The 19,783-nt window shown below is 69.3% G+C and carries 17 protein-coding genes and 2 tRNA genes; 4 read left to right on the forward strand and 15 right to left on the reverse strand.

Annotated elements, in window-relative coordinates; translation table 11 throughout:
* Nucleotides 1–57: 57 nt before the first annotated feature.
* From AACX88_RS08355 to thiL, 3 genes are read right to left on the reverse strand one after another with little or no spacing between them, the layout of a single operon-like run.
* Nucleotides 58–2,208, reverse strand: coding sequence for an ATP-dependent DNA helicase RecG (locus AACX88_RS08355; RefSeq protein ID WP_339392577.1), 2,151 nt, complete (start codon nt 2,206–2,208; stop codon nt 58–60).
* The gene (locus AACX88_RS08360) at nt 2,205–3,875 is read right to left on the reverse strand and encodes a DAK2 domain-containing protein (protein WP_339392578.1); all 1,671 of its coding nucleotides are present in this window, start codon (nt 3,873–3,875) and stop codon (nt 2,205–2,207) included. The genes AACX88_RS08355 and AACX88_RS08360 overlap by 4 nt, the downstream gene beginning before the upstream one ends.
* 5 nt (nt 3,876–3,880) lie before the next feature.
* A complete protein-coding gene (gene thiL / locus AACX88_RS08365; protein WP_339392579.1) occupies nt 3,881–4,906 on the reverse strand; it encodes a thiamine-phosphate kinase in 1,026 nt (341 codons plus the stop codon).
* A 32-nt stretch (nt 4,907–4,938) separates the two neighbouring features.
* Here thiL and AACX88_RS08370 point away from each other — a divergent pair, with 32 nt between their 5' ends.
* Entirely contained in the window at nt 4,939–5,532 is a 594-nt protein-coding gene (locus tag AACX88_RS08370; protein WP_339392580.1) for a DUF3515 domain-containing protein, read from the forward strand.
* 28 nt (nt 5,533–5,560) lie between these two features.
* On the opposite strand, the gene AACX88_RS08375 is transcribed toward AACX88_RS08370, so the two are convergent.
* The 7 genes from AACX88_RS08375 to leuC all read right to left on the reverse strand — a co-directional run bounded on the left by AACX88_RS08375 (nt 5,561) and on the right by leuC (nt 12,630).
* On the reverse strand, nt 5,561–6,676 hold the full coding sequence (locus AACX88_RS08375) for a D-alanine--D-alanine ligase family protein (RefSeq protein ID WP_144588224.1): 1,116 nt from the start codon (nt 6,674–6,676) through the stop codon (nt 5,561–5,563).
* 55 nt (nt 6,677–6,731) lie between these two features.
* The gene (locus AACX88_RS08380; RefSeq protein WP_339392581.1) at nt 6,732–7,265 is read right to left on the reverse strand and encodes a YbhB/YbcL family Raf kinase inhibitor-like protein; all 534 of its coding nucleotides are present in this window, start codon (nt 7,263–7,265) and stop codon (nt 6,732–6,734) included.
* A gap of 43 nt (nt 7,266–7,308) precedes the next feature.
* Complete coding sequence (locus tag AACX88_RS08385) at nt 7,309–8,322, reverse strand: NAD(P)H-dependent glycerol-3-phosphate dehydrogenase (protein WP_339392582.1); 1,014 nt, start codon at nt 8,320–8,322, stop codon at nt 7,309–7,311.
* Entirely contained in the window at nt 8,319–9,104 is a 786-nt protein-coding gene (locus AACX88_RS08390) for a lysophospholipid acyltransferase family protein (protein WP_339392583.1), read from the reverse strand. Before AACX88_RS08390 ends, AACX88_RS08385 begins: the two co-directional genes overlap by 4 nt.
* Nucleotides 9,101–10,417, reverse strand: a complete 1,317-nt coding sequence (gene murA, locus AACX88_RS08395) for a UDP-N-acetylglucosamine 1-carboxyvinyltransferase (RefSeq protein ID WP_339392584.1) — start codon at nt 10,415–10,417, stop codon at nt 9,101–9,103. Before murA ends, AACX88_RS08390 begins: the two co-directional genes overlap by 4 nt.
* Nucleotides 10,418–10,536: 119 nt before the next feature.
* Nucleotides 10,537–11,136, reverse strand: a complete 600-nt coding sequence (gene leuD, locus AACX88_RS08400) for a 3-isopropylmalate dehydratase small subunit (RefSeq protein ID WP_339392585.1) — start codon at nt 11,134–11,136, stop codon at nt 10,537–10,539.
* Between the two features lie 9 nt (nt 11,137–11,145).
* Nucleotides 11,146–12,630 carry a 3-isopropylmalate dehydratase large subunit gene (leuC, locus tag AACX88_RS08405; protein WP_339392586.1) on the reverse strand — a complete coding sequence of 495 codons (1,485 nt, stop codon included), beginning with the start codon at nt 12,628–12,630 and terminating at the stop codon, nt 11,146–11,148.
* 187 nt (nt 12,631–12,817) lie between these two features.
* On the opposite strand from leuC, the gene AACX88_RS08410 reads away from it, so the two are divergent.
* The 3 genes from AACX88_RS08410 to AACX88_RS08420 all read left to right on the forward strand — a co-directional run bounded on the left by AACX88_RS08410 (nt 12,818) and on the right by AACX88_RS08420 (nt 15,628).
* A complete protein-coding gene (locus AACX88_RS08410) occupies nt 12,818–13,534 on the forward strand; it encodes an IclR family transcriptional regulator (protein ID WP_009378215.1) in 717 nt (238 codons plus the stop codon).
* Between the two features lie 17 nt (nt 13,535–13,551).
* Entirely contained in the window at nt 13,552–14,478 is a 927-nt protein-coding gene (locus tag AACX88_RS08415) for an aldose 1-epimerase family protein (protein WP_339392587.1), read from the forward strand.
* Nucleotides 14,479–14,722: 244 nt separating this feature from the next.
* A complete protein-coding gene (locus tag AACX88_RS08420; protein WP_339392588.1) occupies nt 14,723–15,628 on the forward strand; it encodes a DUF4282 domain-containing protein in 906 nt (301 codons plus the stop codon).
* Nucleotides 15,629–15,710: 82 nt separating this feature from the next.
* On the opposite strand, the gene AACX88_RS08425 is transcribed toward AACX88_RS08420, so the two are convergent.
* From AACX88_RS08425 to AACX88_RS08445, 5 genes are all read right to left on the reverse strand, one after another.
* Nucleotides 15,711–15,783 (reverse strand) — tRNA-Glu (locus AACX88_RS08425).
* A 37-nt stretch (nt 15,784–15,820) separates the two neighbouring features.
* A tRNA-Gln gene (locus tag AACX88_RS08430) sits at nt 15,821–15,892 on the reverse strand.
* A gap of 192 nt (nt 15,893–16,084) precedes the next feature.
* Nucleotides 16,085–17,338, reverse strand: a complete 1,254-nt coding sequence (locus AACX88_RS08435; protein WP_339392589.1) for an alpha/beta fold hydrolase — start codon at nt 17,336–17,338, stop codon at nt 16,085–16,087.
* A gap of 41 nt (nt 17,339–17,379) precedes the next feature.
* Nucleotides 17,380–18,846, reverse strand: a complete 1,467-nt coding sequence (gene gltX, locus AACX88_RS08440; RefSeq protein WP_339392590.1) for a glutamate--tRNA ligase — start codon at nt 18,844–18,846, stop codon at nt 17,380–17,382.
* 65 nt (nt 18,847–18,911) lie between these two features.
* On the reverse strand, nt 18,912–19,718 hold the full coding sequence (locus AACX88_RS08445) for a fumarylacetoacetate hydrolase family protein (RefSeq protein WP_339392591.1): 807 nt from the start codon (nt 19,716–19,718) through the stop codon (nt 18,912–18,914).
* Nucleotides 19,719–19,783 lie beyond the last annotated feature (65 nt).

Here is a 19,783-nt window from a genome sequence, read left to right on the forward strand (position 1 = left end):
CTGCGTCGCTCGGCCCGCATCACCCAGCCCGCGCGGTCCCGCACGACGGTCTGTCTCTCAGTCTGCCTCAATGAAGTGCGCGGCGTCGGCAGGCAGCACCCTCTGGATGAGCTCCCGCAGTTCCGGAGAGTCCTCGAGGAACTGGTCGGCGGCGATGATCGGTTCGGCTTCGGCCTTCGCCTGGGCGAGGATCTCCGTGTCGCGGAGCACGGAGAGATGCCGCAGCGACGACCCGCCCCACTGCGAGGACCCGAGCACATCGCCCTCGCCGCGGATGTCGAGATCGTACTCGGCGAGCGCGAACCCGTCGAGGGTCGCCGCGACCGTGCGCAGCCGCTCGAAGCTCTCATCGGCCTCGGAGAACTCGGTGAGCAGGAAGCACATCGCCGGCGACCCGTCACGACCGACGCGACCGCGAAGCTGGTGGAGCTGGGCGATGCCGAAGCGGTCCGCCTCGGCGATGACCATCATCACCGCGCGGGGCACGTCGACCCCGACCTCGATGACTGTCGTCGAGACGAGGATGTCGATCTCACCGGTGCTGAACGCGTGCATGACGCGGTCCTTCTCCGCGGTCGGCATCCGCCCGTGGAGGAGCCCGAAGCGCCGCGAGGCCAGCTGCGGTGAGTTCTCAAGGGACTCGAGGTACTCCTCGATGCCCTGGCGCATCTGACCCGTCGGCTCACCCGATTCGGGGTCGTCGATCTCGCTGGGTTCGATGCGGGGGAAGACGACGAATGTGCCCTTCCCCGCTGCGGCGGCCCGATCGATGAGCTGGAGGATGCGGTCCATCCAGTGCGGGTGGTCGGCGAGGGAGACCGCGTGGGTGGTGATGTCCTTGATCCCGGCGGGCATCTCGGCAAGTGTGGAGACGTCGAGGTCGGCGAAGACCGTCATCGCCACCGTCCGCGGGATCGGCGTGGCCGACATGACGAGGGTGTGCGGGACCGTGAGCCCGCCCTTGCCTCGCAGCGCCTCCCGCTGTTCGACGCCGAACCGGTGCTGCTCGTCGACGACGATGAGCCCGAGGTTGTCGAACATCGTCGACTCCGACAGCAGTGCGTGCGTGCCGACGACGATGTCGATCTGACCGGTCGCGAGGTCGAGGGCGAGCTGTTTGCGCTCCCGGGCCGGCATCGACCCGGTGAGCAGCGCGACCCGCACCTGGTCATCGCCGGAGAGCAGCGGGGAGAGGGCCATCTGCTCGCCGAGGAGCTTCTCGATCGACGCGAAATGCTGGGAGGCGAGCACCTCGGTGGGGGCGAGCATCGCGGCCTGGGCGCCCGAGTCGACAGCCATGAGCATCGCCCGCAGCGCCACGACGGTCTTGCCGGAGCCGACGTCGCCGTGGAGGAGCCGGTGCATCGCCGTGGTCTTCGCGAGATCAGCCGCGATCTCCTTGCCGACCCTCACCTGGGACGAGGTCAGCGAGAACGGCAGGTCGTCGTCGAAGCGCCGGCTCCGCTCCCCCACCGTGAGCAGGGGTGCGGCCACGAGCTGACCGTAGGCGGACCGGCGGGCGACGAGCTCGGTCTGCAGGGCGAGTGCCTCCTCCCACTTCCACCGCAGGTTCGCCCGCTCGGTGGCCGCCGTCGAGGTGGGCCGGTGCATGTCGTTGAGCGCCGTGCGCAGGTCCGGCAGATCGTACTTGGCCCGCACCGACTGCGGCAGCGGGTCGACGAACTCCGCCGGGTCGGCGACGTCGAGGAGGACCTTGATCGCCTTCCACAGCCTGGTCTGCGCGATCCCCTTGACCCGCGGGTAGACGGGGAACGGGGAGTTGAGCTCCTCGGGCGTCCATTTCGTGTCGTGTTCGTCCCGGTTGAGCCACACCGGGGAGTTGAGCGTGAGCTGCCCCCGGTACTCCTCGACCTTGCCGGCGAAGACGACGACGAGACCCGGCAGCAGCTGTGCGTCGAGCCACCCCTGGTTGAAGAACGCGATCTTCATCGACCGCTGACCGTCGTGGACGATGACGTCGGTGATCGTCCCCCGCCGCTGCCGCATCCGCCGGGTCTCGACGGAGATCACCTCGGCCTGGATGATCGCGGTCTCCCCGAGCGGCAGGTCGCCCAGCGGGGTCTTCTCCCCGGGGACGAGGAAGCGCCGGGGGAAGAAGCGGAAGAGCTCGCCCACCGAGGTGATCCCCCGCTTCTTCAGGGCACCGCGGTCGCGTGGGGAGAAGTAGTCCTCGAGCCGCGCGCTCATTCGACTCCCATGATGAGCAGGGTCGCCCGATCGCGGGACTCGATCTCCTGGAGGCGCACGTGCTCGTGGGACTTCGCGAGCCACTCCCGCAGGTGTGCGAGCACCTCGGGGGCACATCCGGGCCCGTGGACGACGGTGACGAGTTCTCCGCCGGCTCCGAGGAGACGGTCGGCGAGCTTCTCGACGAGGCTGGTCAGCTCCGTGCTCTGCGACTTCGCCTTCCCGTCAATGACGACCCGGTAAAACTGCGAAGGATGGCCCGCCGAGGCGGCCGTCCGTTCCGCCGGCGCGTCCTGAGCATCCGCCGAGGCGGCTGTCCCTTCCCCGATGACGGGCAGTGCCCCGGTCGGAGGGTTGAGGGCGAGTTGTTCGGCGGAGACGATCGTGCCCACCCGGGTGCCCGCCGCGGCATCGGTCATATCGTTGAAGATCTCACCCGCCGGGGCGTAGGGGTCGTAGACGGCGAGGGCCGAGAGCAGGGTCGCGACGTTGCGGGAGCGGACGATGAGCGCGCCGGTGATGCCCGTGAGTGCCGCGAGCGTCGTCGAGGAGCTGGGGACGACGATGACGTCACGCTCCTCGTCCGCGATGACCTCGGCCACCGCCTCGGCGAGGGGACCGGAATCCGTGTGCCGGGACAGGGCCGGCACGATGTCGGGGGCGATGACCGCCGGGTCGAGGACGGTGGCGCCGTTGAGCGCGCAGTGCAGCTGGAGACCGGTGCCGCCGACGAGGGCGAGCAGCTTCGTCGCCCCGGCCTCCTCGTGCAGCCGCAGGTCCTCCATGTCCAGGCGAGCGATGCCGTGGGAGCCGAGCAGGTCGAGCACCGTGGCAGCGGCGGCTTCGTCGGCGACGTGGACGTGGACCTTCGCGCCGTTGAGGACGATCGAGGTCCCGCCGAGGTTCTCGAGCGCCTCGGGCAGCCCGTCGTCGGGGGCCCGGCGGAGGACAGCGACGATCTCGAGCTCCTCGGCGCGGGCTTCGTGGACGATGCGCGGGGTCTTCGCGACCTCCCCGATCATCGAGCCCTGGTTCGTGCGTCCGGTGACGGTCGCGTAGAGGAGGTCGAAGAGTTCGACGATGCCCGTCGATCCGGCGTCGACGACGTCGGCCTCCCGGAGGACGGTCAGCTGCGCCGTCGTCTCCCGCAGGGCCTCCCGGGAGCGCAGGCGCACAGCGGAGATGAGGTCGACGAGGGCGGCGCCGTCATCGGCCTGCTCCCGGGCTTCGGTCGCCATCGCGTCGAGGACGGTGAGCATGGTCCCGTCGACGGGTCGGGCCACGGCCTTCCGCGCCCGCGCAGAGGCGAGTTCGAGGGCTGCGGCCATCGCCTCGGGGGTCGCCACGGTCACCCCGTCGAGGGCGTCGGCCACGCCTTGGAGGGCGACGGAGAGGATGAGCCCGGAGTTCCCGCGGGCTCCGCGTCCGGCACCGGCGGCCATGGCGGCGACGACCTGAGGCAGGGTGACGGGTCCGGAGAGCTCTTCGACGGCGAGGTAGGCGGCACGCAGCGTGTGGTACATGTTCGTGCCCGTGTCGCCGTCGGGGACGGGGAAGACGTTGAGCTCATCGATCTCACCGCGTTCGCGGCGCAGCCGATCGACCGCGCGCCGCGCCCACCGCGCGGCCAGGCGCCCGTTGAGTCCGATGGCCGGATTGGGTCCCACGTCCGTCACTTCCCGAAATGGCTGAAACCGCTCGTCGGCACCGGAGCGCCGTCGAGGCCGACTCCGCTGCCTGCCTGCATCTCACCGATTCTCCGCCAGCCTACCGGGTCAGCGGCGCTGACCGGGGACGACGCGACGAAGCCGTGGTCCTCTCCCCCGTCGAGCACCCAGTGCAGAGCGAGCGCCTCGACGGCATCGTCGGTGGGGTTCGCGTCCGCGGCCGCCCGCGCCGCCAGGACGTACCGGGCGGCCGGGCGCAGCGGGGCGACGAGTTCATCCAGGGCCGCCCGGTCGATCTCGGCATGGACTCCGGACGCGTCCGCGATCCGACCGAGGTCCGTGCTCAGTCCGTCGGAGACGTCGATCATCGCCGAGGCGACCGGCCGGTGGGTCATCGCCGCGTAGTCCGGCTGCGGGGCGAGTTGGGTCGCGATGAGCGAGGCGAGCCCCTCGGGCAGGTCGTCCTCGGGGCGGGCGCCTGCGAAGAGGAGGTCGAGTCCGGCCGCCGCACGCCCAAGCGTGCCCGCCAACCAGATCCCATCACCGGGCCGGGCGCCGGAACGGGTGAACGCCCCCTCCTCGGCGCTCACGGTTCCGAGTGCGGTGATCGCTGTGACGATGAGACCGGAGGAGGAGAGGTCGCCGCCGATGATCGGCACGGCATACCCGAGCTCCCGCCCGGCGCGCTCGGCCTCGGTGACGATCCCGGCGAACAGCGCCTCGAGGTCCTCGACCTCGGTGGAGTCCGGCACGGCAAGGGAGACGAGGAGTCCGTGGGGTGCGGCACCCATCGCACAGACGTCGGCGAGGTTCTGCGCGGCGGCTTTGACGCCCAGCCGCGACCAGTCGAGCCAGTCGCGGGTGAAGTCCTCGCCTTCGACGAGCATGTCGGCCGTCGAGACGAGGTCGCCTGTGATCTTCGTCACCGCCGCATCGTCGCCCGGACCGACGACCTCGTGGGATCCTGCCCTGCGGTGGGCGAGCAGACGGCGGAGCACAGCGGATTCGCCGAGTTCGGACAGTCTGGTCATGCCACCACCCTATCGGGCGATACGCTGGAACCATGCGTTCGAACACCCGCCGCTCGACCGGCGCCTCCTCGCCTGCCCTGCGTGCCGTCGCCGCCCTGACCATCGGCGTGCCCGTCCTCGCAGCGGCCCTGTCCGGGTGCGCGCGCACGGTCATCGTCGAACCCGCCGCCGATGCGGCGAACCCGAAGTGCGCCGACATCATGCTCCGCCTGCCCGACCAGGTCGGCGGCGAGCAGGAGCGCACCACCTCGTCCCAGGGCACGAAGGCGTGGGGCGACCCGAACGTCGCGGTGCTCCGCTGCGGCGTCACCCCTCCGGGACCGACAACGGACAAGTGCCTGAGTGTCAGCGGCGTCGACTGGATCTCCAAGGGCGGCGAATCCGATGACACCTGGGTGTTCACGAGCTACGGCCGCACCCCGGCCGTCGAGGTGCTCGTCAACCGCAAGCTCGGTTCGGGTGCCGATGTGCTCGCCGGCATCTCACCGGCCCTGCAGGCCTTCCAGCCCGAACGTCAGTGCATCGGCGCCGAGGATGTCGACGCTCCCCCTGCAGGCTCGGCCCCAGAGGGTTCCGCCCCTGCAGGCTCTGCCCCTGAGGGTTCGGCCCCGGCGACGGCTCCCTGAGGTCGCGACCCGCCGGCTGCCCTGAGCCTCAGCCCTTCCGCGCGTGGTCGACGAGCGCGATGCCGATGAGTTCGCTGATGAGGTCCGGGTAGTCGATCCCGGAGTTCGCCCACATGAACGGGTACGCCGAGGTGGGGGTGAAGCCGGGAAGCGTGTTGATCTCGTTGATGAGCACGTCCCCGGAGTCCGTGACGAAGGTGTCGACGCGGGAGAGCCCGGTGCAGTCGAAGAGCCGGAACACCGCGGCCGAGAGTTCCCGGATCCGCGCGGTCGTCGCCTCGTCGACGTCGGCGGGGCACGTGAGCTTGGCATCGGCGAGGTCGAGGTACTTCGCGTCGAAGTCGTAGAAGTCGTGGTCCCCGGAGACTTCGATCTCCCCGGGGTACGAGGTCCGCAGCTCGACGTCATGGAGGGAGCCGAGCACGGCGCACTCGATCTCGCGGCCGATGACCTGCGGTTCGACGATGACCTTCTCATCGTGCTCGTACGCTGCGACCAGCGCCGCCTCGAGACCCGCCGGTTCGGCGACCCGGCTCACTCCCATCGACGACCCGGCCCGGGCGGGCTTGACGAAGACGGGGAAGCCGAGGGCCGCCACACGCGCCTCGGCGTCGGGGCGATCGGTCTCCCACATCGTCTGCGTCACCAGCTCCCACGGGCATGTGGGGATGCCGGCGTGGGCGAGCAGCGACTTCGTGTAGTGCTTGTCCATGCTCGCCGCCGAGGCGAAGACCCCGGAGCCGACGAACGGGGTGTCGCTGAGTTCGAACAGGCCCTGCAGGGTTCCGTCCTCCCCGAACTGGCCGTGGAGGACGGGGAAGAAGACGTCGACGGTCTCCAGCTCGGAGTAGCTGCCCGCAGCATCGCGGTGGATGAGCGGGGCTCCGGCGGCGGAGACCCGCGGGATGACCTCGGTGCCGTCGTCGGTGACCTCGGGCATGTTCTCCGGGTCGAAGCGCATGCTCTCCCAGTCCTCGACGATGCGCCACACCCCGGTCTTCGTGATCCCGATCGGCAGGACCCGGTAGGCCTCGTCGTCGATGGCGCTGATCACCCCGGCGGCCGTGACGCAGCTGACGGAGTGCTCGCTCGATCGTCCTCCGAAGAGAACTGCGACGAGGGGCCGGTGATCGGTGTCTGACATACCTGTCCTTGCTCGGGGTCGTGCTGTCGTTCCCGCAGGGGGAACCGGGGATGGCTCAGCGAGCCTCGTAGGTGCATTCGAGCCAGGCGCGGCCGATGCCCTTGAAGTACATGTTGAAGCCGGCGAAGGCCGGGGTGGCGGTCTCGTCGATGCCCAGCGGCTCGGAGAGCGCGGTGACGATGAAGTAGTAGCGGTGGGGTCCGTGGCCCTGGGGCGGGGCGGCGCCGACGAACCGGGGCTGACCGGCGTCGTTGTTCAGCGTCACGGCTCCCTCCGGCAGGAGGCCTGCGTCGGGGTTGCCGGCGTCGGCGGGCAGGGAGGTCACCGAGGCGTCGAGGTCGGTCACCGTCCAGTGCCAGAAGCCCGACCCGGTGGGGGCGTCGGGGTCGTAGCAGGTGACGGCGAAGGCCTTCGTCTCCGCGGGGAAGCCCGACCACGACAGCTGCGGGGACCTGTCCTCACCGCCGGGCACGGCCATCGCGCCGGAGGCCTGAGCTGCGGGCAGCTCGGCTCCGTTGACGATGTCGGTGCTGGTCAGGGTGAAGGTCGGCAGCTCGGGAAGGTTGTAGAACGGTGAGTTGACGCTCATGTGCGCTCCTTGGCTCGTGGGCTTCGCGGGGGTCGATTCCAGCCTATGCGGGCGGGCCTTCGTGCTTACGCTTCCGAGACAACAGCAAACCGGCGAGTTCGTCAACCTGCAGCCGACCGGCGAGGACCGCGCTCACCGCCTCGGTGATCGGCAGGTCCACACCGTAGCGCCTGCCCAGGGCGAGGACCGCGGGTGAGGACTTCACCCCTTCCGCGGTCTGCTCGGTGTGCGCGATCGTCTCCTCCAGGCTCATCCCTTCGCCGAGGTGGCGCCCGAAGGTCCGATTCCGTGAGAGCGGGGACGCGCACGTGGCGACGAGGTCGCCGAGTCCGGCCAGCCCCGAGAGCGTGTGCGGCTGGGCGCCCATGGCTGCGGCGAGCCGTGAGGTCTCGGCGAGCCCGCGGGTGATGATCGAGGCCTTCGAGTTGTCGCCGAGGCGCTGGCCGTCGGCGATGCCCACGGCCAGGGCGATGACGTTCTTCACGGCCCCGCCCATCTCGACGCCGACGACGTCGGTGTTCGTGTACGGACGGAAGTACGGGTTCGCGCTGATCTCGGCGACCACCTCGGCGGTGGCGATGTCGGAGGCGGCGACGACGGTCGCGGTCGGCTGCCGTTCGGCGATCTCCCGGGCGAGGTTGGGGCCGGAGACGACGGCGATCCGGGCGGGGTCGACCTCGGCCACCTCGGCGATGACCTCGGACATCCGCTTACCGGTCTCGACCTCGATGCCCTTCATCAGGCTGACGAGGATGACGCCGGGTTTGAGGTGGTCCTTCCACCGGCTGAGGTTCTCCCGCAGGGTCTGCGCGGGCACGGCGAGGATGATGACGTCGGCGTCGGTGACGGCGGCGATGTCGTCTGTCGTCGCGGTGATCGTGGCCGGCAGCTCACGCTCGCCCAGGTACCGGGAGTTCGTGTGTGCGGTGTTGATCTCCTCGGCGGTCTCGGCCCGCCGGGCCCAGAGGGTGAGCGGGAAGCCGGCGTCGGCGATGACCGCGGCGTACGTCGTTCCCCACGACCCGGCGCCGAGCACGGCGATCCTGTCCACGCTCATGAGCCTGCCTCCTCGGTGCGGAACCTCTCCGGCAGCTCACGGCCCGAGAGATCGGCGACCATGCCTGCGATGGTGTTCGTCAGTCGCTTCGTCAGCGTCGTCATCGAACTCTTCTCTCCTCTGTGCTCCCAGAGGTCTGCGTAATTAAGCGGTTCTCCGAAGCGCACGACGCTGGTGTGGGTGAGCGGGCGGGGCCGGGGAATGAGGGTGCCCCGCGGTTTGACGTTCTCGAGTCCCCAGTGGGCGACGGGGACGATCGGGGCCCCGGTCTCCAGGGCCAGTCGGGCGGTGCCGGATTTGAAGTGCTGGGGCCAGAAGTGCTCGTCCTTCGTCAGCGTCCCCTCGGGGTAGATGACGACGGTCTCGCCCTTGCGCAGGGCCTCCTTCGCGTATTCGAGGGAGTCGCCTGCCTGCGCCGAGGCGCGCAGCACCGGGATCTGGCCGAGGCCTTTGAGGACGATGCCGAGGGGACCGGAGAACAGCGTCGACTTCGCGAGGAAGTGCGGGAGCCGACCGCTGCGCCACAGGGCGAGCCCGACGAGGATCGGGTCGAGGTGGTTGGCATGGTAGGCCGCGACGATCGTGCCCGTGCCCTCGGGCAGGGCCCGGGCGTTCTCGATGCGCATCTTCGAGGTCAGGCGGAAGAGCCCGTACGCCGTCGAGGCGACTCCGAAGGCGACGACCCGCTGGGAGGCGACGTCCTTGGGTTCGAAGGAGACGATGTGCTCCCCGGGGCTGCGCCTGCCGCCGCGATCCTTGCCCGCACGGTCGCTGCCGCTCATGCCGAGACCTCCGCGCCGAGGCCGAGGAGCTTGTCGAGGAAGTTCTCGTAGCCGCGGTTGATCAGCTCGATGCCGTGGACCTCGCTCGTGCCCTGGGCGGCCAGGGCGGCGATGAGGTGGCTGAAGCCTCCGCGCAGGTCGGGGACGTCGATGCGGGTCCCTTTGAGCTCGGTGGGTCCGGAGATGACCGCGGAGTGCTCGTAGTTCCGGCGCCCGAAGCGGCAGGGGGTGCCGCCGAGGCATTCGCGGTAGAGCTGGATCTTAGCCCCCATCTCGACGAGGGCATGGGTGAAGCCGAAGCGGTTCTCGTACACGGTCTCGTGGATGATGGACAGTCCTTCGGCCTGGGTCATCGCGACGACGAGCGGCTGCTGCCAGTCGGTCATGAAGCCGGGGTGGACGTCGGTCTCGAGGGCGAACGAGGAGAGCCTGCCGCCGGGGTGGCGGAAGCGGATGCCCGACTCCTCGACCTCGAATTCGCCGCCGATCTTGCGGAAGACGTTGAGGAACGTGATCATCTCCGGCTGGGAGGCGCCTTCGACGAAGATGTCGCCGCCGGTGGCCAGGGCCGCGGACGCCCAGGAGGCGGCCTCGTTGCGGTCGGGCAGGGCCCGGTGGATGAACCCGTGGAGCGAGTCGACGCCTTCGATGCGCACGACCCGGTCGGTGTCGACGGTGATGATCGCGCCCATCTTCTGCAGCAGCGCGATGAGGTCCATGATCTCCGGTTCGATGGCGGCCCCGCGCAGCTCTGTGATGCCCTCGGCGCGCACGGCCGTGAGCAGGACCTGTTCGGTCGCTCCGACCGAGGGGTAGGGCAGTTCGACCTTCGTTCCCTGGAGGCGGCGCGTCGTCGAGAGCATGATGCCCCCGGCGGTCTTGTCGACCTCGGCGCCGAACTGTCGGAGCACGTCGAGGTGGAAGTTGATGGGCCGGTCGCCGATGTGGCAGCCGCCGAGGTCGGGGATGAAGGCCTGCCCGAGGCTGTGGAGCAGGGGCCCGCAGAAGAGGATGGGGATCCGGGAGGATCCGGCGTGGGCGTCGATGTCGACGATCGAGCCCTGCGCGACCTCGGAGGGGTCGAGGTGGAGCTCACCGTCGGGGTTCTGCCCGTCGGCAGCCTGGGTGACCCGCACGCCGTGGAGTTCGAGGAGGCCGGTGACGATCTCGACGTCGCGGATCTGCGGTACGCCGCGGAGGACGGACGGGGTCTCTCCCAGCAGGGAGGCGACCATCGCCTTCGGCACCAGGTTCTTGGCGCCCCTGACCCGCACGGTTCCCCCGAGCGGATTTCCGCCGCGGACTTCGAGCATGTTCCTCCCCCTGGTCGTCGATCACGCACACGTGTCCGCGCGGTCGCGGGGGTCTCCCGCACCGTTTCCGGACTCGTCCAAGACTAGCGCAGACCGACCCGCGAACCGGAGTCGGACGATCAGACCTTCGCGGGCAGGGTGCGGGGTTTGTGGGCGGGCCGCTGCTCCTCGAAAGCGGCGATCCGGTCCTCCTTCGCCAAGGTGAGGCTGATGTCGTCGTGTCCCTCGAGCAGGCGCCAGCGCGTGTAGTCGTCGATCTGGAAGGGCACCGTGAGCGAGTCGCATGTCACGGTCTTCTCGCCCAGGTCGACGGTGATCGAGGTGCCCGGATGGTTCTCGAGGATCTTCCAGATGAGTTCGATGTCGGCCTGGTCGAGCTGGGCGGCGAGCAGTCCCTCCTTGCCGGAGTTGCCGCGGAAGATGTCGCCGAAGCGCGAGGAGAGCACGACCCGGAACCCGTAGTCCTTGAGCGCCCACACGGCGTGCTCGCGGGAGGATCCGGTGCCGAAGTCGGGGCCGGCGACGAGCACGGAACCGGCTGAGAAGTCGGGGTCGTTGAGGACGAAGTCCTCCGCGGTGCGCCAGCGGGAGAACAGGGCGTCCTCGAAGCCGGTGCGGGTGACCCGTTTGAGGAACTTCGCGGGGATGATCTGGTCGGTGTCGACGTTCGAGCGGCGCAGGGGCACGCCGATGCCGGTGTGGGTGGTGAAGGCTTCCATGGCTGCTCCTTAGGCCGTCGCCGAGGTGGGGGTGAGGGTGAGCGTCGGGCGCTCCTCGGTCCAGGGCACCGGTTCGGCGTCGCGGGGCAGATCGGCGACGTCGCCCGGGGAGGACAGGGTGCCGCGCACCGCGGTCGCGGCGGCGACGAGCGGGGAGACGAGGTGCGTGCGCCCGCCCTTGCCCTGCCGGCCTTCGAAGTTGCGGTTCGACGTCGAGGCGCAGCGTTCACCGTCGGAGAGCTGATCGGGGTTCATGCCCAGGCACATCGAGCAGCCGGCGAAGCGCCATTCGGCGCCGAAGTCCTTGAAGATGCGGTCGAGTCCTTCGGCTTCGGCCTCGAGGCGGACCTTCGCGGAGCCGGGGACGACCATGAAGCGGACGTTCTCGGCCTTGCGACGGCCGCGGACCACCTCGGCGGCGGCCCGCAGATCCTCGATCCGGGAGTTCGTGCACGAACCGAGGAAGACGGTGTCGACCTCGATCTCCCGCAGCGGGGTGCCCGGGGTCAGGCCCATGTAGGCGAGCGCATTGGCGGCGGCGACCTTGTCGTTCTCGTCGGCGAAGTCGTCCGGGGACGGGACGGCGGCCGACAGCGGCAGCCCCTGGCCGGGGTTCGTGCCCCACGTGACGAAGGGTTCGATGTCGGCGGCCTCGAGGACCACCTCGGCGTCGAAGGTCGCGTCCTCATCGGTAAAGAGGGTCTTCCAGTACTCCACGGCCGCGTCCCAGTCCGCGCCCTCGGGGGCGTGCGGGCGGCCCTTGACGTACTCGAACGTCGTCTCGTCGGGGGCGACCATGCCGGCCCGGGCGCCGGCTTCGATGGACATGTTGCAGATCGTCATCCGCGCCTCCATCGACAGGGAACGGATCGCCGAACCGCGGTACTCGAGCACATAGCCCTGCCCGCCGCCGGTGCCGATCTTCGCGATGATCGCGAGGATGATGTCCTTGGCCGTCGAGCCGTCGGGCAGGTCCCCGTCGACGGTGATCGACATCGTCTTGAACGGCTTGAGGCTCAGCGTCTGGGTGGCAAGCACATGTTCGACCTCGGAGGTGCCGATGCCGAAGGCGAGCGCCCCGAACGCACCGTGGGTCGAGGTGTGGGAGTCACCGCACACGACCGTGGTGCCGGGCTGGGTGAGTCCGAGCTGGGGGCCGACGACGTGGACGATGCCCTGATCGGCGTCGCCGAGGCTGTGCAGCCGGATGCCGAACTCCTCGGCGTTCTTCCGCAGGGTCTCGATCTGCGTGCGCGAGGTCGGTTCGGCGATCGGCTTGTCGATGTCCCACGTGGGCGTGTTGTGGTCCTCGGTGGCGATCGTGAGGTCGGGACGGCGCACGGGGCGCCCGGCGAGTCGGAGTCCGTCGAAGGCCTGCGGGCTCGTCACCTCGTGGACGAGGTGGAGGTCGATGTAGATGAGGTCGGGGGCGCCGTCCTCGCCTGGGGAGACGACGTGATCGGCCCAGACCTTCTCGGCCAATGTGCGTGGCATGGTTCCTCCCGCCGGTGCGGAGGTCCTCCGCACACGTTGTGGTTCTCTCAGGCGGCCGGAGTGCGACCGACGCAGGGCATCCGATCGGCTCGCCGGATGCTCACCGATGGGTGTGCTGAGGAATCTACTCGTCCGTATCGCATTTCGAACTTGCATCTCGCTCAATGAGACGCGCACAATGGTGTCTATGACAAGCAATGGTAGCGGCGTCGGCGTCATCGACAAGGCCGCAATGGTTCTCTCCGCCCTCGAGGCCGGACCTGCGTCTCTGGCCGAGCTCGTCTCGCTCACCGGGCTCGCTCGACCGACCGCTCACCGTCTCGCCGTCGCCCTCGAGTTCCACCGCATCGTCGGCCGCGATCTGCAGGGCAGGTTCGTGCTCGGACCGCGTCTGGCCGAGCTCTCGTCCGCCGCCGGCGAGGATCGTCTCCTCGCCGCCGCCGGACCGGTGCTCGGGCAGCTGCGCGATCAGACCGGTGAGTCCGCACAGCTCTTCCGCCGGCAGGGCGATCTGCGGCTGTGCGTCGCCGCAGCCGAACGTCCCGTGGGTCTGCGCGACTCCGTGCCGATCGGGGCGACCCTGAGCATGCGGGCCGGCTCCGCCGCCCAGGTGCTGCTGGCCTGGGAGGAGCCCGACCGCCTCCACACGGGTCTGCGCGGGGCACGGTTCTCCGCGACCATGCTCTCGGGAGTCCGGCGCCGAGGCTGGGCCCAATCGATCGCCGAACGCGAACGCGGCGTCGCCTCCGTCTCCGCTCCCGTGCGGGGGCCGAGCAACCGCGTCGTCGCAGCCGTCTCGATCTCCGGTCCTGTCGACCGGCTCACCCGGCAGCCGGGTCGCCTCCATGCGAAGGCCGTCGTCGATGCCGCCCGTGCGCTCACCGAGGCGCTCGTCCGCGGCTGACCATTCTCCGGCGCCGAATGACCGACCTCATCGACCTCGTCCACGGTTCGAGCTCCGCTCTCGTCTCCCCCGTCGGCGCGGGTCTGCACGCGTACACGGTCGCCGGGCGCCCCGTGGTCGTCGCGACGGGCACGGTCGACGGTGCCGTGCTCGCACCGTGGCCCAACCGGATCGCCGACGGTCGCTACGAGTTCGGCGGCACGGTCCACCAGCTTCCGATCACAGAGCCGGAACGCACCACCGCCCTGCACGGGCTGGTGACCGAGGTCGAATGGGACGTCGTCTCGGTCTCAGGGGCATCGGTGACGCTGGAGACGCGACTCGACCCTTCACCGGGCTATCCGTTCCGGTTCCTCCTCACCGTGACCTACGACCTCGGTGAGGACGGACTGCGGGTGCACGCGAGCGCTCTCAACACCGGCACCGAGGCGGCTCCGTTCGGCTTCGGCTTCCACCCGTGGTTCCACCCGGGCGCCGAGCTCGTCGATGCCGCGCAGCTGGTCATTCCCGCCGAGACCTGGCTCGTCCCCGATGAGCGCCTCATCCCCGTGGAGAGCCGTCCCTTCGACGACGGCTCCGAGGTTCCGCTCGACCACGATGCGGAGATCACCGCATGTCTGAGCTGCAAGGACTTCCGGGCCCTGCGGAGTGTGGACGGGACCGTGCTCGACGATGCGTTCGGTCGGCCGCGCCGCGACGACGACGGCCGGTCGCGGGCACGGCTGAGAGGCGCGGACGGTCGGGAGACGATCGTCGACATCGACTCGGGGTTCCGCAACTGGCAGGTGTACACGGGCGACGGGCTCAGCGAGGGACTCGCCCGCCGCGCACTGGCGATCGAGCCGATGACCTGCCCGCCCAACGCCTTCGCCACCGGTGTCGACGTCGACATCGTCGAACCCGGCGGGACGCTCGCGGTCGACTGGGGCGTCCGGCTGGTCTAGTCGGCTGGTCTCATCGCTGCCGGCTCGTCCCGGCTCTGCCTCGTCGGGTCGGCTCTGCCGCGTCGGGTCGGTTCCGACGTCTCCGCAGCGGATCAGGAAATCTGTGTGTTCGCGTGGGACTTCCCCCTCAGTCGGCTGACACCCACCATGTGCCGATGCTGCCCTGATACATTGCGAACACGTAGGTGGGCGGCATCACACCGCCCTCCAGCCGACCAGCAGCACCGAGAGAGAGGTCGACATCATGACGTCATCACCGCAGGACCCGAGCCGCGACGAATCATCGTCACCGGACGATCAGACACCGAGCTCCGAGCAGCACGATGAGACCTCGACCGAGGCGGCCGGGAGTCAGCGCTTCAGCGACCAGAACGGCAATGACAACGACAGCGGTCGACGGTACGAAGAGCAGCTCGCCCAGAACGCCGACCACCCGAGCCCAGGCAGCCGACCGGTCGACGATCAGCCGACAGTCCAGCCGGGCGGCCAGCACTACGGCAGTCAGCCGAGCGGCGCGCAGTACGGGAGCCAGCCTGGCGGTCAGCAGTTCGGAAGCCAACAGACTCAGCCCGGCCACCAGGCTCAGCCCGGTCAGTACGCCCAGTCCGATCAGCACTCGCACGCCGGCACCTACTCGCAACCCAACGACTACGGACAAACCGGCAACTACGGACAGTCGGGCGGCTACGGCCAGCCGGGCCCCTACGGGCAGGCCGGGACCCACGGGCAGAACGTCCACTATGCCCAGAACGCCCAGTCCGCTCAGGGCGCCGATTACGGCGCTCAGCCCGGCGGTTACGGACAGTCGTCCGAGCCGGGATTCTTCAAGTCGCTCTTCGACTTCCGGTTCGAGCGCTTCGTCGCCGTGCGGTGGGCAGGCATCATCTACCTGATCTCGGTCATCGTCGCGGCCCTCTGGTGGCTCGGGGCGGTCGTCACGGCCATCGGCATCGGGGCCGCAGCGAGCAGAGCGACGTACTGGAATCCGGAGCCCGAGTTCAATGCCTGGCCGCTCATCATCGCGATCCTCTTCGGCTGGATCGTCCCGGCCCTGTGGGTGATCTTCGTCCGTCTCGTCCTCGAGCTCATCGTCTCCAGCGTGAGGACCGCCGAGCACACGAAGCGCATCGCCGACTCGACCGGGAACTGAGCGAGAGCGCAGAACCGAGCTGCGCGCACCGGGCGGAAATAGAGTGAGCCCCGCACCGATGGATCGGTGCGGGGCTCAACCGTACCCCCGAGCAGATTCGAACTGCCGTTACCGCCTTGAGAGGGCGGCGTCCTAGGCCACTAGACGACGGGGGCCGATGAACAGATCCTCAGATCGCTCTGAAGCTGTCCGCTGGGGTACCAGGACTTGAACCTAGACTAAGTGAACCAGAATCACTCGTGCTGCCAATTACACCATACCCCACTGCTATGCGGGACTTCCCTGGAGGAATTCCCCTCAGCAACGAGATACAACTCTATACGAGCCTCGCCCCCGCCGACAAATCCAGACGGTCACTTTTCGTGTGACCTTCTTAACACCCTGCGGCGGCGTTGATTCCGCACAGCGGTGCGGGCCCGAATCGGGGCCCGCACCAGCATGAACTCGACCGAGACCTCAGCCCCGGGCGAGCGAGATGAGCCGGTCGAGGACCCGGTAGCCGTCGGCGCGCAGTCCGTTGTGCTCGTACTCGTTCGTCACCCACGGCCGCACCCCCTCGAGCAGCTCCGCTGTGGCCAGCGAATACTCGCACGGAACGTACGCGTCGTCGAAGTACACGGCCGCGGCCCCGCGCACCGGGGAGGCGCGAAGCGCATCGACGTCGTAGAGCGCAGGCCACTGGCGGGCGGCGATGAGCTCGGCCACCTCGGCGAAGGGAGCGAGCTCCGGATCCTCGACGAACGACTCCGGTCCCGCATGCTCTCCGGCGAGCAGGGTCGGATCCGCCCGCACCTCGTCGGGCATGGCCCGCCGGGCCGCCCAGTTCGTCACGGTGCCGTCGGCCCAGCAGGACTCGTGGATGACCGCGTAGAGCGGGTTGCGTCCCGAGAACGGCAGGGCACCGGCGAGGTCGTGGCGCAGCCCCGCCGCGGCGGGGTCTAGGTCGAGGAGGTAGTGCAGGGCCTCAGGTCCATCGGAGGCGCCGAGGTAGTGCCCGAGCAGGCGCAGACGCTCGGTTCCCACCCGTGCTCCTCCCGGCAGCGCGATCCCCTCATCGGCGGCGAGTGCTGCCAGTTCGGCCATCTTCTCGCGGTCGCCGGGGAACGCCCGGTAGTGGCGTTCTGATTTGCGCATCATCGTCGCCCACGTCGTCCGGTAGACGTCGACGGGGTCGACGCCGATCGCCGGCAGTCCGCCGGTGAAGTACGCCTCGGTGAGTGAGCCCGAATGCGCGGAGACGTAGCGCAGTGCGGTGAACCCGCCGAAGGACTGCCCGAGCACCGACCACCGATCGACGCCGAGGTGCGCCCGGAGGAGTTCGGCGTCCTCGACGATCGAGTCGGCGCGGTAGCAGTCGAGCACCTCGGCGATGTCGGACGAATCCTCCCCGGCGACATCGAGTCCCGTGATCCGGCCCTCGACGGAGCCGATCGGGCTCGACTTCCCGGTGCCGCGCTGGTCGAGCATGACGACCTGGAACTCCTCGAGCGCGCGGGCCAGCCAGGATCCTGCCCCGACCGGGGTCGTCGGACGCGGGGCCTCGAATCCGGGTCCGCCTTGGAGGAAGACGAGGTAGGGCTTGTCGCTGTGGGCCTCGCTCGCGACGATCCGGGCGAAGACCTCGATCCGCGCCGAGGCGGCCGCAGAGTCCGCGTCCAGACGTGAGAAATGGTCGAGGGGAGCCTCGAACGTCACATCGCGGAAGTGCACTCCCCCACGACTCCACGTCTGAGACGTCAGCGGCTCGGCACTCACAGCTGTGCCGCCAGGGCGCGCAGGCGGGTGAGCGAGGACTCCTTGCCGAGGATCTCGAGGGACTCGAACAGCGGCGGGGAGACCCGGCGGCCGGAGACGGCGACGCGCAGCGGGCCGTAGGCCAGGCGCGGTTTGATCTCCATCTCGGTCACCAGCTTCGCCTCGAGCGCTGCCTGCAGGGTCTCGGTCCTCCAGTCCTCGACGCCCTCGAGGACCTCGATCGAAGCGGCGAGCACCTCGGGCGCGGAGTCCTTGAGCGTCTTCAGCCCGTCTTCGGACATCGTCAGCTCCGCATCGGGGGTGAAGAGGAACGCGAGGAGGTCGGGGGCCTCGCCGAGGAGGTTCATCCGGGTCTGGACGAGCGGTGCCGCCTCGGCGAGGATCGCCAGCTGGGCGTCCGTCGGTTCTGCCGGGAGCACCTCGGCGGCCTGGAGGTAAGGGACGAGGCGGGAGGCGAAGTCGGCGGGGGCGAGCATCCGGATGTGGTCGGCGTTGATCGCGGTCGCCTTCTTGATGTCGAAGCGGGCCGGGTTGGGCAGGACGTCGTGGACGTCGAAGGCCTCGGTGAATTCCTCGACGGTGAAGACGTCGCGGTCGGGGCCGATCGACCAGCCGAGCAGTCCGAGGTAGTTGATCAGGCCTTCGGGGATGAAGCCGTGCTCGCGGTGGAGGAAGAGGTTCGACTCCGGGTCGCGCTTGGACAGCTTCTTGTTGCCCTGGCCCATGACGTAGGGCAGGTGGCCGAATTCGGGGGTCGCGGCCGCGATGCCGATGTCCTTGAGCGCCTCGTAGAGGACGATCTGGCGCGGGGTCGAGGAGAGAAGGTCTTCGCCGCGCAGCACGTGGGTGATGCCCATGAGCGCGTCGTCGACGGGGTTGACCAGGGTGTAGAGCGGCTGACCGTTGGCGCGGACGACGACGAAGTCGGGGATCGTGCCGGCCTTGAAGGTGATGTCCCCGCGGACGAGGTCGGTGAAGGTGATGTCCTCATCGGGCATGCGCACACGCCACACGGGTTCGCGGCCTTCGGCGCGGAACGCGGCGATCTGGTCGGCGGTGAGGTCGCGGTCGAAGCCGTCGTAGCCGAGCTTCGGGTCGCGGCCGGCCGCGGTGTGGCGGGCTTCGACCTCCTCGTTCGTCGAGTAGGACTCGTAGATGTGTCCGGCGTCCTTGAGCTTGTCGATGACGCCTGCGTAGATGTCACCGCGCTGCGACTGGCGGTAGGGGCCGTCGGGTCCGCCGACCTCGATGCCCTCATCCCAGTCCAGTCCCAGCCATTTCATCGCCTCGACGACCTGGGAGAAGCTCTCCTCGGAGTCGCGGGCGGCGTCGGTGTCCTCGATGCGGAAGACGAAGGTGCCGCCGGTGTGCTTGGCGTAGGCCCAGTTGAACAGGGCGGTGCGGACCATCCCGACGTGCGGGGTTCCGGTGGGAGAGGGGCAGAAGCGGACTTTGACGCTCATGTGGTGATCGGCTCCAAGGAGTGGTGGTGAATATTCGGGGTGGACGTGCTGGGGCTGTCGAGAGCTCAGGCGTCCATGACGGGGTTGGCGAGCACGCCGAGGCCGCTGACGGCGATCGCGACGCGGTCGCCGGCGACGATCTTCCCGACACCGGCGGGGGTGCCGGTGAGGATGACGTCGCCGGGCAGCAGGGTGATCGTCTCGGAGATGTGCTCGATGAGGGTGGGAATGTCGAAGATGAAGTCGGCGGTCGATCCGTCCTGCTTGATCTCGCCGTTGACCCACGAGCGGATGCTCACATCGTCGACGTCGAGTTCGGTCTCGATCCACGGGCCCAGCGGGCACGAGGTGTCGAAGCCCTTGGCCCGGGTCCACTGCGTGTCCGACTTCTGCAGGTCGCGCAGGGTGACGTCGTTCGCCGAGGTGTAGCCGAGGACGTAGTCGAACGCGTTCTCGGCCTTCACGCCCTTCGCGACCCGGCCGATGATGACGGCAAGTTCGGCCTCATAGGAGACGTGTTCGCTCACTGCGGGCAGGCGGATGGGGTCGCCGGGACCGATGACCGCGGTGTTGGGCTTGAAGAAGGTCACCGGGGTCACGGGGACCTCGTTGCCGAGCTCGGCGGCGTGGTCGGCGAAGTTGCGGCCGACGCCGACGACCTTCGAGCGCGGCAGGATCGGCGAGAGGAGGCGGACATCGTCGAACTTCAGCCGCTCTCCCGTCGATTGGGCGGGCGCGAAGAAGGGGTCGGAGTCGAGGACGGCGAGGCTGAGCCCGGAGGTGTCCCACTCCCCGTCCTCGATCGGGGGGACATCGCCTTCGACGACTCCGTAGGCGGGTTCGTCCTTGTGCACAAATCTCGCAATACGCATGGTGCCCAGTCTAGTGGTCGCCGTGCTCCCCGAGTACGGGCGTGCCGAGGCTTCGATCGGCTCGC

Origin of the sequence: Brevibacterium metallidurans, assembly GCF_037101285.1 — a bacterium.
In the GTDB taxonomy this organism is placed as follows: Bacteria; Actinomycetota; Actinomycetes; order Actinomycetales; family Brevibacteriaceae; genus Brevibacterium; species Brevibacterium metallidurans.